This is a genomic window from Proteus sp. fly-1008, assembly GCF_040140305.1.
GTDB classification, from domain to species: Bacteria; Pseudomonadota; Gammaproteobacteria; order Enterobacterales; family Enterobacteriaceae; genus Proteus; species Proteus vulgaris_B.
The window spans coordinates 560,786-577,248 of sequence record NZ_JBEEWH010000001.1; the positions used below are offsets into that span (position 1 = coordinate 560,786).

At 34.9% G+C, this 16,463-nt stretch carries 11 protein-coding genes; 3 read left to right on the forward strand and 8 right to left on the reverse strand.

Features of this window, described 5'->3' with window-relative positions; all coding sequences use genetic code 11:
• Positions 1-8: 8 nt before the first annotated feature.
• From ABN256_RS02660 to betI, 7 genes are all read right to left on the reverse strand, one after another.
• Entirely contained in the window at positions 9-1,931 is a 1,923-nt protein-coding gene (locus ABN256_RS02660; protein ID WP_349439076.1) for a coiled-coil domain-containing protein, read from the reverse strand.
• Positions 1,909-4,026, reverse strand: coding sequence for a hypothetical protein (locus tag ABN256_RS02665; RefSeq protein WP_196554131.1), 2,118 nt, complete (start codon positions 4,024-4,026; stop codon positions 1,909-1,911). The genes ABN256_RS02660 and ABN256_RS02665 overlap by 23 nt, the downstream gene beginning before the upstream one ends.
• Before the next feature lie 381 nt (positions 4,027-4,407).
• A complete protein-coding gene (locus ABN256_RS02670; protein WP_197269122.1) occupies positions 4,408-5,685 on the reverse strand; it encodes a cytosine deaminase in 1,278 nt (425 codons plus the stop codon).
• Positions 5,675-6,925 (reverse strand): cytosine permease, encoded by a 1,251-nt coding sequence (gene codB / locus ABN256_RS02675; protein ID WP_115349861.1) that lies wholly within the window; start codon positions 6,923-6,925, stop codon positions 5,675-5,677. Before codB ends, ABN256_RS02670 begins: the two co-directional genes overlap by 11 nt.
• A 365-nt stretch (positions 6,926-7,290) precedes the next feature.
• Positions 7,291-8,970 carry a choline dehydrogenase gene (betA, locus tag ABN256_RS02680; RefSeq protein WP_197269121.1) on the reverse strand — a complete coding sequence of 560 codons (1,680 nt, stop codon included), beginning with the start codon at positions 8,968-8,970 and terminating at the stop codon, positions 7,291-7,293.
• Positions 8,971-9,009: 39 nt separating this feature from the next.
• Positions 9,010-10,485: a betaine-aldehyde dehydrogenase gene (gene betB, locus ABN256_RS02685; RefSeq protein WP_197269120.1), complete on the reverse strand. Its 1,476-nt coding sequence runs from the start codon at positions 10,483-10,485 to the stop codon at positions 9,010-9,012.
• 24 nt (positions 10,486-10,509) lie between these two features.
• Positions 10,510-11,112 carry a transcriptional regulator BetI gene (gene betI, locus ABN256_RS02690; RefSeq protein WP_072068279.1) on the reverse strand — a complete coding sequence of 201 codons (603 nt, stop codon included), beginning with the start codon at positions 11,110-11,112 and terminating at the stop codon, positions 10,510-10,512.
• A 208-nt stretch (positions 11,113-11,320) separates the two neighbouring features.
• On the opposite strand from betI, the gene ABN256_RS02695 reads away from it, so the two are divergent.
• Entirely contained in the window at positions 11,321-13,363 is a 2,043-nt protein-coding gene (locus ABN256_RS02695; RefSeq protein WP_197269119.1) for a choline transporter, read from the forward strand.
• A 64-nt stretch (positions 13,364-13,427) separates the two neighbouring features.
• Here the strand turns inward: ABN256_RS02695 and ABN256_RS02700 are convergent, their stop codons facing one another.
• Entirely contained in the window at positions 13,428-14,042 is a 615-nt protein-coding gene (locus ABN256_RS02700; RefSeq protein WP_197269118.1) for a LysE family translocator, read from the reverse strand.
• Between the two features lie 203 nt (positions 14,043-14,245).
• Between ABN256_RS02700 and ABN256_RS02705 the strand changes: the two genes are divergently transcribed.
• Both ABN256_RS02705 and ABN256_RS02710 read left to right on the forward strand, forming a co-directional pair.
• Positions 14,246-15,121 carry a LysR family transcriptional regulator gene (locus ABN256_RS02705; protein WP_197269117.1) on the forward strand — a complete coding sequence of 292 codons (876 nt, stop codon included), beginning with the start codon at positions 14,246-14,248 and terminating at the stop codon, positions 15,119-15,121.
• 159 nt (positions 15,122-15,280) lie between these two features.
• Entirely contained in the window at positions 15,281-16,438 is a 1,158-nt protein-coding gene (locus ABN256_RS02710; protein ID WP_197269116.1) for a pyridoxal phosphate-dependent aminotransferase, read from the forward strand.
• Positions 16,439-16,463 lie beyond the last annotated feature (25 nt).

Here is a 16,463-nt window from a genome sequence, read left to right on the forward strand (position 1 = left end):
TGATCTCATTACATTAATGGTTCTAAGTTTTTTATATACAGAAAATCTTTTCTTAAAAGATGAATCAAGAAAAGGTAAGCAAGTTTTTTGTCTTTACTATTAACACTATGTTTAAAAAGCATATTTAACTCATGCATTCTTTTTTCATATGATTCATAAATGTGCTGACTAAACGAATTACTGCTATTGATACTATCATCAAATTTCAAAATCCTCTCGTTTAATTTTTCTTTTAATTTTATAATCTCTTCTAGCTTTCTTGAATGAAATACCCTATTCTTATTAAGAATAGTATTATTATTTCTTATTTTAAGACTTATCATATTAGATAGTTTTTTATTTTTATTCTTTTTTTCATTTAAGTATTTATCAATATAGTTCTTTGTTTTATTGAATAAATAATCCTGTGCATCATTAATTGATGATACAATATCAGAAACATCACTATTATAACTACTATCAAAAAAATAACTGTCTAGAGTATATTTTTCCAACTTTGATGATATATCATAAAAAAAATCTAATAGCTCAGATAAATAATCATTGGAATTATCTCTATCAGTGAGTAAATTATTATTAATCGCTATCCAATCATTATAAGCGTCGATAATTCTTTCTTTTTCACACGCAAGGATTGATTGTAAGCTCTCAACCGATTTACTAGCATTATTAATGCTTTTTATGTTTTTAAAATAAATAGGTTTAAGTTCTTCATTATTACTTAAACAACTTACTTTTTCTTTTTTATTTGTATCTATTAAGTTACTAATCTCTTTTATTTCTTTAGTTAATCGATTTAATTTTTTATTGTTTATTTGAATTTTCTTCTCTACTTTATCAATTAAATTATTAATCTGTTTCATTTCAGATTCTAAATTTTTTATATAAAATAGATAATCTTCAACCTCCTTATTTTTTTGTTGTTTTAAATATTCAGGCAACATATATCCTGTTTTTAAACGAGATAAAGGATTCATTGAAAATTCGATATCTTGATATAATTTATCAAAAATAATATTTCTAAGGTGGAGACTTTTCTGCTTAAATTGGTCATCCTCTTTTATAATAGCGTTCCAACTTCGCCCACATTCTATGGGATAAATTTGTTCCTTAATAGATAAAGGTAATTTTAATTCCATTGTATTTATTTGTTCAAATAAATACTGATTAAAAGAATCTAACGAATTGATTTCATCATTGCTGATTTTCTTTTTTATTGTTGCATTCGAAAAGCTATGTGTAAGTATAATCTTATAAACTGTTGAATTAAGATACCAGTTAGATAGTAGTTTATTATCTAGCTCATTTTCTTTTAAAAAACCCAAACCATCAATTTTTCCTACCAGAAATATCATATCAGCAGCACTGATATAATTCCCAACAAGCTCTTTTACATAGCTATTTTCATTTTCGTTTCTTGCGTTAATACCTGGTAAGTCATGAATAAGCAAATCTATCTTGTCATTAGCGTCGGACATAAAATAGATGTTTGGAATAAAAATATCAATTGTTGATATATCTGTTATTTTTCCTTTTTCGACATTCGTTCGTAATTCTTTTAATATTGCTAGAGCTTCCTCATCATCAAACTGTTCTTTTCCCTTTTCTCTATGACTAAAATGCCAATATTGATCTTCAGAACAACGATAACGTGATGATCGCGAAGTCGCAGAATTACCTAATGTTTGCTCAGCACGCAATACTTTATCAACTTGAGAAATTTTATCTTCATTAATTCCTAATAATGTCAATATAAATGTTGTTTTCCCAACTTGAGTAGAGCCATAAACAATTATTGATACCTGTTTCTTATTATTTTCATTTAATTTTATTAGCCTATCAGAATCAAATTTTTCAATAAAACTCTGATAAGCATTTTCAGCCCATAATAAGCGTTCAGAATAAATATCATGCCAAGATGTTTTGTGCATCAATTAAATATCCTTTAAATACTTTTTGAATTCGTTCTAAACGTGATTTAGCTAGTGTAATATCGCTTTTTAAAGACAAGCTGTCAGGAATATCATAAATATTTTTAATATTATTTTCGATAATTTCTCTAATGTCATTTATTGCATTTTCATAGATATCAACCACACTTTGTATATAACTTGTTTCAAAATTCATCATTGTGTTTTTGATAAATGTAATTTGAACTTGGTCAGATTCTCTGATTACCGATGTAATTTGATATAACGTATAAGCCGCAGTCATTGCCAATGCAGCTTTACCCAATACTGCAATAGGGGAAAATTTGGCATCAGGGTTAGGTTCATATTTCCCGTCAAGCTTACCATCAGACATATCTAATCCTAGTAATGCCATCATTGAATTTCTTATTGGTGTGATCTTTTCTGTACCATCAAATAATTTTTCAAGGAACATTTGTGGTGTTATTTCACCAGGACGAGACATTTCTGTATTTTTCTCTGAAAGAATTAAACATCCTCGGGCAAACTCCATGGCAAGAACAGGTATTAATTTTAATGCTTGTTCTTTATCAGATAAATTTATATTATCTAATTCTTGGTTTTTACCATACAAATAACCTTGTAAAGCTTTTAATGGCATCTCTTTTTGTGGTAAATCTTCAATAGCTCCATTACTATAATTCAAAAGTTGAGTTACAGATGTAGATTTATTTTCAATGAGAAGCTCATCAAATTTATTGATAAAAAAACCATTTTTCTGGAATTCTTTTCCATTTAAATTTGTTATTACATTACCAGTAATAACATAAATATTTTTTTCATTATATTTATTATTCCAAGCACTCTCAATTCTCCCTAGTCTTTCTCTTTGAATTTCTTGACCTTGGAGAAGTAATTTTCTACCAAAAATTTTAATGTTATTGATAAAGCCTTCTTCTTCATCTTTATATTTTGTTTCACATAAATTTATTGCTGATAAAGTATGAGTACGTATTCCATCTCTTAGATTTTTACGTAACTTCTTATTATAATCGCCCGCAGATTTATCAAATATACTTAAAACATCATTGATAATTTCTAATTTTTCATCATGACTTTCGGTGCAATTACTTTTTAAGGTGTCTAAAATAAATACTATTTTTTCAATATCATTTTCTAATAAATCTTGGAAGGACTCTAGTAAGTAAGTTTGTATTTTTGATGAGGAGTAAGAACAATTATTAATTGTCTCCTTTAATTTATCTGACCATTCATTATTATTACCATACCCAGTTAAAACAATATTATCTGTTTTAATTTCATTATATCTATCATTATATTTTTTATTAAAAATACTCGATGCAGTATTTGCTAACTGCGTTTTATCCTCTTGCGACATATTTTCAGTTTTTGTGACAGCTATAACAGGATTTCTGTCAACAAGAAAATTGCTAAGGTCTTGAGTAATATCATTTTGATTATTATTAGCAAGTAAAACACCATCTGTTACAATAATAATTCCGTTAGCATTTACAAAAATATGCTTCATCAGATTTTGCCAAGCATTGTTCTTATAATTTATTTTTTCATAACCGGGTAGTAATACCCAATTTAAATTTTTCTTAAAAAAAGATTTTTTGCTAGGTATATATAGCTTTGGATAAAGTATACTTAAATTTTCATTGCTAAATTCAGTATTGAGTTGATCCCAGCCTTGCAAAACCTGTTTTAATTCTTCTTTGGTTATATTGTCTTTTTCTATAATATTTCTTGTTTCTTTTTCTAAACAGACAAAAACAGCTTTAGGCTCTACAAGTGATTCATCTTCAGATTGCTCAATAAATAGAGGAACTTGTTCACCTCGCCCAGGATTACCCTCTAACCAATCTTCTGTTATATTTAACATTTCTTTAACTAGAGTTGTTTTACCCGCACCTTGTGTTCCACCAATCGCATAAATATCTTTTTCCTGTAATAAAATAGTGAGTTCTATTTTTCTAATAATATTAACAAGATGCTTAACATCATCTTTGGACGCTTTATTTTCAATGTAGATTGATAAAGTGAAGTACAGTGTTTTTCTTAACTCTTTTAATAAAGACGGATCAAGCTTCATTTTATTACCTATAGTTTCTCAAGTCATTTAGTCGAATAAATGCACCAATGTTATTTTTTTGTTAAGGATATTGATAATGCTACCGCCATGATTTTGTCTAGTGGCAATGTATTTTGTTACTTAAAATATCTAACGAATAATACCCTATAATATATCGTATATAGATAAAAAAGTAATTTTAAAATAGGAAAAATAAGATGATTGTTTTAAGCAACTTGTATTTAATTTTATTGATAGAATTACGTATTTTCAACTAATCAAATAAAAGGTATCTTTATTATTTATTTTTAGAAATTTAACTTAATAAAACAGAATAAAAAAGGATGACTCTTAAAGATCACCCTTAGTTTATTTCTGTTATTACACCAAAACAGAACGTAATTATTTATAATTAATCGCTGTCGGCTTATCTAACATAATTTCTGTTTTGGCTGGCTCTGTTTGAGCAATCACTTTACCTTGACGAATGGAATAACGTACAGGGACTTGGCGGCGTAGAGCATCAAAGCCATTATCTGCTGGTAAAATAATAAAGTTTGCACTATTTCCTACTTCAACACCATAATCCGTTAAAGCGAGTGTTTTTGCACTGTTATGGCTAATTAACTGTAATCCGTTATCAATTTGACTGTAACCCATTAATTGGCAAACATGTAACCCCATATGTAAAACTTGAAGCATATTTGCTGTACCTAATGGATACCACGGATCAAAAACATCATCATGACCAAAGCAGACATTAATATTACTTTCTAACATCTCTTTTACGCGAGTAATACCACGACGTTTTGGATAAGTATCAAAGCGCCCTTGCAAATGAATATTAACCAGAGGATTAGCCACAAAGTTAATACCAGACATTCTTAATAATCGGAATAAACGTGAAGTATAAGCCCCATTATAAGAATGCATTGCGGTTGTATGACTTGCAGTCACTCTTGATCCCATATTTTCTTTGTGGGCTAAAGCTGCAACAGTTTCAACAAAGCGCGATTGTTCATCATCAATTTCATCACAATGAACATCAATTAAACGATCATACTTTTGCGCTAAAGCAAAGGTTTTATGCAGTGATTCAACACCATATTCACGCGTAAATTCAAAATGAGGGATTGCACCAACAACATCTGCGCCTAATTTTAATGCTTCTTCTAATAAAGCTTCACCATTAGGATAAGATAAAATACCTTCTTGAGGAAAAGCGACTATTTGTAAATCAACCCAAGGTTTAATTTCTTCTTTTACTTCCAACATTGCTTTTAATGCTGTAAGTGAAGCATCCGAAACATCCACATGTGTTCTTACATGCTGAATACCATTAGCAATTTGCCATTGCAGTGTTTGCCATGCACGTTGTTTAACATCATCATGTGTTAACAGAGCTTTTCGCTCTGCCCAGCGCTCGATACCTTCAAATAACGTACCTGATTGATTCCAGTTCGGTTGCCCTGCGGTTTGTGTCGTATCTAAATGAATATGAGGTTCAACAAAAGGCGCATGAACCAATCCACCTTGTGCATCTAAGGCATCAGGGTGAAAATCATGTTCAGGTTGCAGTTCAATAGCTTCTATTTTGTTATTTTTTAGCGTAATGCGCCATAAACCATCTTTTCCAACTAGGCGAGCATGGTTAATTTGTTCGATATTTTTACCCAGCATGACTTATCTCCGCTTGTCGAGCTGTACGACGATTTAATATTGGATTTAACACAGCGTAGCTTATTGCTCCCCCCAACACGGCATTAACAGGCACGATACCCGGTAACCAATGCCCTGCCATAATGCCAATTGCAACAGCGAGTAGCGCTACCCAGTTAACCGATTGCATTGTAGCAACATTAAAGGTGTTATAGCGTGCTTTATTCATCAGATAATCTGCAATAATAACACCTCCTACTGGTGGAATTGCCGCAGATAAAAAGGTAAGCCAACCGACAAAGTTATTATAAAGCCATAATGCACATAACGTACCAATGATACCGTTTATTACTGAAAGTTTTTTACTTGATAAACCAGTAATATTGGCAAAACCTAATCCTGATGCATATAACGCGTTGTCATTCGTTGTCCAGATATTTAAACCTAGCACTACGATAGCCGGAAGTAATAATCCTTGCGCAATCATCACATCAGAAATATCTGCCATTCCCAGTGAAGCGGCACCAGCCGCACCAAAGACAAACATCAAGGTATTTCCTAAGAAGAAGGCGATAATTGCAACAACTACAGCAACTTTAGGGTTTCGTCCAAAGCGAACAAAATCAGCTGTCAGTGTACCCGCACTAATAAACGATCCAACAACCATTGCTAACGCTAAATTAAAATCTAATGGCTGAGCCGGTTTTACCGCCATTAGTGCCGAAAGCCCACCCATATCATGCACAGCAAGATAAACAGAGTAACTTCCGAGAATAGCGATAGCAGGAACAGCGATGATAGAGAGAACGGTGAGAGCAGAAATACCGAAGAATACTGTGATGGTCATTAAAATGCCGGAAATGGCGATAAGAAGATTGATATCAATACCAGTGGCTTTTCCTACTGGAATGGCAAACATTGCCACACCCACACCAAACCAACCAACCTGAGTACCACCGAGTAAAAATGAGGGAAGCCAAGAACCTTTAATGCCAAAAGAGTAACGCGCGAGGAGATGAGTAGTAAGACCTGTTTTTGAACCAATAAAACCAAGAAATGCGGTGTAGATACCAAGAAGAAGATTACCAATTAGAACTGCGAGGAAGAAATCATTAAAGGAAAGACCAGTACCAAGAGCGCCGCCAGTCCACATACTGGCTGAAAAAAACGTTAATCCCAACATCACAAAGGTTAACGCCAATCCACCCTTTCTTGCGGATATGGGCACTGGGCCCTGACTATAATTGTTGTCCTGAGACACTTTAACCCCCTATTAATTTCACCAGGCCAAAAAAATCTGACGAATTCTATCTACATAAAAATATTATGCAAACGTTTTCGTCATCTGTTTATTATAATTAATGGAATGCTTCATTTAAGGAGAGTTGATATCCGTCACAAAAACGGTGAAAAAATCGTTGTTTTACTTGAATTTATCTCGTTATTTTTAATTTTTTTTATAAAGTGATTTTATTTAGAAATACTTATGATAAAAATTAATCATATTTTTTCCTGAACATTTAGATTTTATATAAATTATTTTTATGTAACTTCAATATTAATAAAGAGGAAATAATGATGAAAAGACAAAAAAGGAATTTACACTCCTCTTTTGTCTACCCTGATTTATAAGCTTAGATTTATTTTTCTTACAGGCTGATCACCTGCAACATAATATTTAGCCTGACTTTTAGATAAAGGTTTAATTCCTCTCACCTTATCAGCTAACTTTTCAGCAATCATAATCGTAGTCGCATTCAAATTTCCAGTGATTATTAGGGGCATGATGGATGCATCAATAACTCTTAAGTTTTCTATGCCATGTACTCGACCTTCTCCATCAACAACCGCCATTTCATCCGTTCCCATTTTACATGTTCCACAAGGATGAAATGCTGTTTCAGCACGTTCTCTGACAAAAGCATCAAGCTCTTCATCACTTTGAATATGTTTACCTGGGCTAATTTCTTCACCACGATAAGCATCTAATGCCGGTTGTGCCATTATTTCTCGCGTAATACGGATAGCTGAGCGAAACTCTTCCCAATCTTGTTCAGTGGACATGTAATTAAATAAAATATTGGGATGTTGATGAGGATCTGTAGATGCTAGTTTTACTCGTCCTCGACTTGGTGAACGCATAGAGCCTACATGTGCTTGGAAACCATGCACTTCTACCGCATTGGTTCCATTATAATTAATAGCAACGGGCAAAAAGTGAAATTGAATATTAGGCCACGCAAACTTTTCGCTAGAGCGAATAAATCCCCCTGCTTCAAATTGATTGCTTGCACCGATCCCTGTTCCTTGAAATAGCCATTGTGCGCCAATCTTAGGCTGGTTATACCATTTTAAAGCAGGATAAAGTGAAACGGGCTTTTTACATTCATATTGCAAATACATTTCTAAGTGATCTTGCAGATTTTCCCCAACACCGGGTAGTACATGTACTGGTTGAATATTGAATTCATTTAATACTTTTTCAGGCCCAATACCAGAACGCTGCAAAATTTGGGGCGAAGCAATTGCGCCTGCGCAAAGTAATACTTCTCGATTGGCTTTGACACGATGAGGCGTGGTATTTTCTCCTGAGAAATAACGGACACCCACGGCTTTTTTACCTTCAAACTCAATAATATCGGTCGTTGCATGTGTCTCAATCGTCAAGTTTTTACGCACTTTTGCTTGATCAAGATAGCCTCTTGCTGTACTTGCTCGACGACCTTTAGGTGTGACGGTTCTATCCATCGGACCAAAGCCCTCTTGTTGGTAGCCGTTAAGATCAATCGTTCTTGGGTATCCTGCTTGTATACCCGCCTCAATCATTGCTTGAAATAAAATGTTATTGCCTTTTTTCGGCGTAGTCACACTTACAGGGCCTTTATCACCATGATAATCATTGGCGCCAATATCACGATTTTCTGCCTTACGAAAATAAGGTAAACAGCTTAAGTAATCCCACTCTTCAAGACCGGGTAATTTAGCCCAACCATCAAAGTCCATCGCATTACCACGGATATAGCACATACCATTAATTAATGATGATCCACCAAGCCCTTTCCCACGACCACATTCCATGCGTCGGTTATTCATATGTGGTTCAGGCTCTGTTTCATAAGCCCAATTATATCGCCTACCTTGTAACGGATAAGCTAATGCCGCTGGCATTTGTGTACGAAAATCGAACCTGTAGTCCGGACCTCCAGCTTCAAGGAGCAGCACAGTAACTTCAGGATCTTCTGTCAAGCGGGTAGCAAGAACGTTACCGGCTGAACCAGCACCGATAATAATGTAGTCATAGACCATTGTTATCTCCTCTGTTTCAGTCATTAAAAAAAGAATGGATTAAAAAACGGATGAAAACTCCCCAAGTTCAACTTGAATAGATTTTATTTGAGTATAATTCTGTAGTGTAACAAGCCCATTTTCACGCCCCACCCCAGAATGTTTATAGCCACCAACGGGCATTTCAGCTGGAGATTCACCCCATGTATTAATCCAACAAATTCCTGCTTCTAATTGGTGAATAACACGGTGAGCTGTTGTGAGATTTTTGGTAACAAGACCTGCTGCCAAACCATAAACACTATTATTTGCACGTAAAATCACTTCATCTTCAGTTTGATAACTAAGAATACTCATCACAGGGCCGAAGATTTCATCTTGTGTGATATTCATATCATCGTTGCAATCCGTGAAAACCGTAGGTGCAACATAAGCACCTTGAGCAAAATTACCTTCTAATAAACGATGGCCACCATAAAGTAATCTGGCTCCTTGGGTTTTGCCTAACTCAATATAATTCAAGACTTTTTCAAGATGAGGAAAACTGACCAGTGGACCAAAATTGGTGTCCATTTCAAGAGGAGAGCCGATCCTAATACGTGATACGCGCTCTATAATTTTCGCTTCAAATGCAGGTTTTAATCTTTCGGGAACAAAAACTCGAGTACCATTGGTGCACACCTGCCCTGAACTATAAAAATTCGCCATCATCGCAATATCAGCGGCAGTATCTAAATCTGCATCATCAAAAATAATTAAAGGCGATTTTCCACCAAGCTCCATGGTTACTTCTTTTAAACTTGAAGCAGAAGCATTTGCCATCACCTTTTTACCCGTTTCAATTCCACCAGTAAAAGAAACTTTCGCAATATCAGGATGCTGTGTTAACCATTGCCCCACATTAGCTTTTCCTGTAACAACGTTAAAAACACCCTTTGGCAATCCTGCCTGTGTGTATATTTCAGCAAGTTTTAATGCTGTTAATGAAGTCATTTCACTTGGTTTAAAGATCATGGCATTACCTGCAGCAAGTGCAGGCGCAGATTTCCATAACGCTATTTGGATGGGGTAATTCCAAGCACCGATACCGGCAACAATTCCCAATGGTTCACGGCGAGTATAAGCAAAAGCGGTCTCCCTAAGCGGAATTTGCTCTCCTTCAAGTGCAGGAATAAGACCGGCGTAATACTCTAAAACATCAGCGCCTGTCACAATATCGACATAACGTGTTTCAGATAGCGGTTTGCCTGTATCTAGGGTTTCTAAATGAGCCAATTCATCATTACGTTCACGTAAAATATCAACAGCGCGTCGTAAAATTCGAGAACGTTCCATTGCGGTCATAGCACACCAAATTTTTTGCCCTTGTTTCGCACTCTCGACGGCCCAATTGATATCTTCTTCACTTGCTGATTGTAAATGTGCAATCACTTCGCCATTAGCTGGATTAATCGCTTCAAATTGTTCACACTCCGGTTGTGCACAATCAACATATCCACCATGAATATAGAGCTTATGTAACGGCGGGTTTGGCATATTTTCTCCTTTATTATTAGTTTGTTAAGTCTTTATTTGACTCCGATTTGTAAGTTGCATATCGATATATTCATTAGTAATGATTTTGGCCTCTTCAAGAGAAAATGGTGCGTTACTTAATGCGCTTCTTAGCCATAAACCATCTATTAATGCAGCTAAACCTTTTGCAGCTAAACGTGCTTGATCTTTAGTAAGAACGCGCCCAAACTCGTAACTTAAATTGGAATAAAGCCTTCTATCATTGACCTTTTGTAGACGATTCAAATTAGGCTGATGCATACTACTTGCCCAAAATGCTAACCATGTTTTCATTGCTGCTTCACTGGTTTGAGTGGTATCAAAGTTACCTTCAACAATGGCTTGAATTCGTAGCTTAGGTGTTGCATCGCTTAACATTCTTAAACGTATCGCCACCGCAAAACCCAATTGATACTGGATATGGCGCATGGCAGCTTCCAACAATCCATTTTTATCACGAAAGTAGTGACTAATAATGCCGTTAGAAACACCGGCTTTTCGAGCTATCAATGCGATGCTCGCCTCTTGCATTCCAACCTCATTAATAACTGCTAACGTCGCTTGGATTAATTGCTGTTTACGTATCGACTGCATTCCTATCTTCGGCATGTTTTAAAGACCTAAAAAATACATTGAACACATTCATTAAACGTTTTTTTAATTGAACATTCAATCAATATTAACTATTGTTTATCACAATTAATTTACATTTCAATATGAGAGGATATCGTGAAAATTTGAATCTTTGCAACTAATTCAATTAGTTAACAAAGAATGCAACTTTTAACTTTAGATAAATAAATTTTTGGAATTTCTGATGACAACTCTTAACAGCACAAAAAAACCACAGAAAGACAAGCTAAATTCTGTCGTTTTTTTCGCTTCAGCAACGCTGATTTTAGCGTTTTCTTTTTTCACTATTTTGATGACAGAAACAGCAAATACATGGATTGTGGCAACACTGGGATGGGTATCAAAAACCTTTGGTTGGTACTATCTATTGGCGGCAACGTTATACATTGTTTTTGTTATTTTTGTTGCCACATCTCGTTTTGGAAATATCAAATTAGGGCCTGAGCAATCGAAACCTGAATTTAGTGTTTTAAGTTGGTCTGCGATGTTATTTGCAGCAGGTATTGGGATTGATTTGATGTTTTTCTCTGTAGCAGAGCCCATTACACAATATATGTTACCGCCAACCGGCGAAGGTGAAACAATAGAAGCAGCCCGTCAGTCGATGGTGTGGACTTTATTCCACTATGGCCTGACGGGCTGGTCTATGTATGCACTTATTGGTATCGCTTTGGGCTATTTTAGCTATCGTTACAATTTGCCATTAACCATACGCTCTGCACTTTATCCTATCTTTGGAAATCGTATTTATGGCCCAATTGGTCATACAGTTGATATTGCCGCGGTATTAGGCACCATTTTTGGTATTGCAACAACATTAGGTATTGGCGTTGTACAACTTAATTATGGGCTAAAAGTTCTTTTTGATTTGCCCCAAGGATTGGGCGTTCAAGGCGGATTAATTCTATTATCTGTTATTATGGCCGTTATTTCTGCAACATCGGGCGTTAACAAAGGGATCAGGATTTTATCTGAACTGAATGTATTACTCGCATTGGGGCTTATTTTATTTATCTTATTTGCGGGTGATACTGAGTTTTTATTAAATGCACTGGTATTAAATGTCGGTGATTATACTAATCGTTTTTTAGGCATGACGTTAAATAGCTTTGCATTTGATAGACCAACAGATTGGATGAATAGCTGGACACTGTTTTTCTGGGCTTGGTGGGTTGCATGGTCACCTTTTGTTGGGCTCTTTTTAGCACGTATTTCAAGGGGACGAACAATTCGACAATTCGTCATAGGCACTTTAATTATTCCCTTTGTTTTTACACTGCTATGGTTATCCATTTTTGGTAATAGCGCTTTATATGAAGTGATCCATGGTAATAAAGCACTCGCACAAACAGTATTAGAAGCTCCCGAAAAAGGATTTTATTCATTATTAGAACTTTATCCTGGTTTTGGTTTAACGGCTTCGGTCGCCACAATTACTGGATTATTATTTTATGTTACTTCTGCCGACTCTGGTTCATTAGTATTAGGCAATTTTACCTCTCAATTAAGCCATGTTAATAACGACGCACCTAATTGGCTTCGCATTTTCTGGTCTATTGCTATTGGTTTATTAACGTTAGGTATGTTAATGGCAGATGGTATTTCTGCCTTACAAAACACGACCATAATAATGGGATTACCCTTTAGCTTTGTTATTTTCTTTATTATGGCCGGACTTTATAAATCATTAAAAGTCGAAGATTTTAGACGAGTTAGTTCACTAAATACCAATGCACCAGCACCACTTTATGGTAATGCTACGATGAATTGGAAACAGCGTTTAGGGCGGGTGATGAATTTCCCTGGAACGACCTATACACAGCGCATGTTAGATTTAACCTGTATGCCAGCGATGCAAGATGTGGCTAAAGAGCTTTTATTACGTGGAGCGAAAGTCGAATTCAATTATTATCCAATTGAAGATAATGAACGTTTACATCATTTAGAGCTTGTGGTTGATCTTGACCAAGAACAGAATTTTATTTATCAAATTTGGCCACAAAAATATTCAGTACCTGCATTCACTTATCGTGCTCGTCGAGGTAAATCAGATTATTACCGCTTAGAGACCTATTTATGGGAAGGAACCCAAGGAAATGACTTAATGGATTACACCAAAGAGCAAGTAATTACTGATATTTTAGATCAATATGAAAAACACTTGAATTTTATTCATCTTAGTCGTGAAGCTCCAGGATCGACATTAACTTTTCCTGAGTCAAACTAAATAGTGATTAAAAAATAAAGAAAAGGAGATCGTTATCTGATCTCCTTTTTATTTGATTAATTTTCTACTTCACTGAAATAAACAGCAACCCAATACCTAAAAGAATTAATAAAATGCCAATAATTTTATCTGCCATTTTTTGATGCGAAAGTATTTTTGTGCGTAATAAAGGTGTGGAGAAAAATAATGCAACACAACTAAACCAAATCCAATGAGCAACAGAGATAAACATACCATAAGAAAGATTTACCCAGAGTGGATTACTCAAGTTAGCCACTTGTGTATACAACGCAATAACAAATAACATTGTTTTAGGATTTAATGCATTCGTTAAAAAACCAACACGTAATGCCTGAAACACATTAGGAGCCGAATTTACCGCATTTTCAATCGTCAATTGTGTTTTATTCGTTAATGACTTAAAGCCTAAATAAATTAAATACCCCACTCCTAATAACTTCATTATAAAAAAAAGTGTTGGAGACTCTGTAATAATAAAAGAAACACCAAATACAGTATAAAAGACATGAACCTGAACACCAATGGCAATGCCAATTGCTGTAATCAGCCCAACTCTCACACCATAGGAATAACTATTTTTTGTCACCATAGCAAAATCAGGGCCAGGACTAATCACAGCCAATACCGTGATCATTGCAACAGCAATTAGCTCACTCATTTCTTTCCTTACTCTCACATTTGAGTTAATTATAAGTAATAAAAAGTGACATAAAATAAGCTTTTATTTGAATAAAAAACCTATTTAATCCACCGTAACCACTTTATTTTGCTAATTTGACTAAAAATAAAAAGCGATTTATCTTGCAGTATATCTGTAATTTTTCATCGTCTATTTTATTACTCACTTTATGGCTTACTTTTATGAAAATGCCTTCTTTAACATCCTTACGTTTTTTTAATAGTGCGGCACAAACAGGCAGCTTTGTCAGTGCTGCGGAGCAACTTCATGTTACACACAGTGCAGTAAGCCGACAAATACGCTTATTAGAAGATGAATTAGGCATTGCTTTATTTGAACGTCGTAATCGTGCAGTTTATTTAAATGAAGCAGGTCAGTATTTATATAAAACCACGTCAGCGATATTTGAACAACTTGAAGAAACCGTCACCCATCTGCGCACTCCCTTAAATAACCCCGTGTTAGTTGTTTCATGCGAACCTACTATTGCCATGAAATGGCTAATCCCGCGACTTTCTCATTTTTATGCATTACATCCTGAAATCACGTTGCACTTAGTTGCCGCGGGTGGTGCGATTGATTTTAATAAAGAAGGTGTTGATTTAGCATTTCGACGAGATGATTTTTTTTGGAGCAAGAATATTTATGCAACCAAAATTTGTGATGAAAAAATAGGTGCTGTCATAAAACCGAATAATCTTCATCACTCAAATAAACAGTTAATAACATTGTCACGGCCTCAAGCTTGGCAAGATTGGTTTCAATACTCAGGAGTTGTATCAAACTATACAAAAACCAGTGAATATGAGCATTTTTATCTGGCTATTCAAGCAACATTAGCAGGGTTGGGAGCAACAATTGCCTCTTTTCTCATGGTACAAGATGAATTACATAATCAGCAATTAGTTGCCATAAATGGATTTGTGAAAGATAACTCAAGTTATTATCTACTTTCACCAATAGAAATTACCCCTGATTCTAAACAGGGAAAGTTTAAAAACTGGATAATTGCTGAAGCTGAAAAGAGTTCAAAAAAGGTTGATGAACAATCGTTATAATGTTGTTTTCGCAAAAATAAAACCGTATTTCTGATTTATCCCTTTAAAAAAAGATTGAATAAATAACTATTTTTTACGCATACATATTTACTTTGGTCTGTTTTTTAGTAATCTATGTGAACTAATAAAACATAGAATAATTTACTTGGGAAACATCACATGAATCGTCGTTCATTCTTAACATCATCAAGTTTAGTGATTGGGGGGCTTTCATTAAGTTCCTTTGTTAGCTCTGCTTATGCCAATGAAACGCTAAAAAATAAATTGGTTTTTAACGCAGAAAATCCGCTATTACTTAACTTTAATGAAAACTCATTAGGCATGTCACAAAAAGCAAAGCTTGCCATTATTGATGCTTTACCTAATGCATTTAGATATCCCGATGACGCACGTAGCGCATTAATTAGCGAATTAGGGAAAGAATTTAAACTTTCAGATAAACATATCACTTTGGGTAATGGTTCATCTGAGACAATTCAAGCAGCCGTTCAATTTGTGGCCAACAAAGCTCAAAAAGAGGGTAAAGCAGTTCAACTTATTGTTCCTGATCCAACATTTAACTATGCCGAGCTTTATGCAGAACCTTTAGGGGTAAAAATCGTTAAAGTTCCTGTTGATAGCACTCTGGCTTTTGATTTAGCTACCATGCAAAAAAAAGCGCAAGAGTTTGATGGTATTAGCATGGTGTATTTGTGTAACCCAAACAATCCAACGGCAATGTTGACACCAACGGCAGCGTTAACCCATTGGATAAAATCAGCTAAAGAAAATGTCTTTTTTATTATTGATGAAGCTTATGCAGAATTTGTTTCAACACCTGAATTTACCAGTGCTATTGCGCTAGTAGCTGAAGGCTATAAAAACCTGATTGTTGCGCGTACTTTCTCAAAAATTTATGCCTTAGCTGGACTTCGTGTCGGTTATGGTGTTGCCGTACCTGACGTTATTTCAGAAGTTAATGTGTTTGTTTCCATTGATAATACCAATACAGCAGGTGCGGTGGCGGCGCTCGCATCATTAAAAGATAAAGCCTATGTGGAATATAGCCGTAAGTCGATTGATGTTTCTCGTCAGATGGTAGTAGATGCATTAAAAGAGCTGGATATTGAATACGCGCCTTCTCATGCAAACTTTATATTCCATAAAGTTAAAGGTGATGTAAAAACCTATCAAAATAGAATGAAAGACGCGAACATTATGGTCGGTCGTGAATTTCCGCCTGCTTTTGGTTGGAGCCGTTTAACATTAGGCACACCCGAAGAGATGAGCTATTTCGTCACTACATTAAAAGCCTTTAGAGCTAAAGGTTGGATTTAGCCTGATTTAACGCTTAATTAGCCGT

Bases quoted from the DNA above. Each gene is read 5' to 3' on its own strand.
- ABN256_RS02660 (WP_349439076.1), bottom strand. From the start codon at position 1,931: ATGCACAAAACATCTTGGCATGATATTTATTCTGAACGCTTATTATGG.
- ABN256_RS02665 (WP_196554131.1), bottom strand. From the start codon at position 4,026: ATGAAGCTTGATCCGTCTTTATTAAAAGAGTTAAGAAAAACACTGTAC.
- ABN256_RS02670 (WP_197269122.1), bottom strand. From the start codon at position 5,685: ATGCTGGGTAAAAATATCGAACAAATTAACCATGCTCGCCTAGTTGGA.
- betA (WP_197269121.1), bottom strand. From the start codon at position 8,970: ATGGTCTATGACTACATTATTATCGGTGCTGGTTCAGCCGGTAACGTT.
- betB (WP_197269120.1), bottom strand. From the start codon at position 10,485: ATGCCAAACCCGCCGTTACATAAGCTCTATATTCATGGTGGATATGTT.
- betI (WP_072068279.1), bottom strand. From the start codon at position 11,112: ATGCCGAAGATAGGAATGCAGTCGATACGTAAACAGCAATTAATCCAA.
- ABN256_RS02695 (WP_197269119.1), top strand. From the start codon at position 11,321: ATGACAACTCTTAACAGCACAAAAAAACCACAGAAAGACAAGCTAAAT.
- ABN256_RS02700 (WP_197269118.1), bottom strand. From the start codon at position 14,042: ATGAGTGAGCTAATTGCTGTTGCAATGATCACGGTATTGGCTGTGATT.
- ABN256_RS02705 (WP_197269117.1), top strand. From the start codon at position 14,246: ATGAAAATGCCTTCTTTAACATCCTTACGTTTTTTTAATAGTGCGGCA.
- ABN256_RS02710 (WP_197269116.1), top strand. From the start codon at position 15,281: ATGAATCGTCGTTCATTCTTAACATCATCAAGTTTAGTGATTGGGGGG.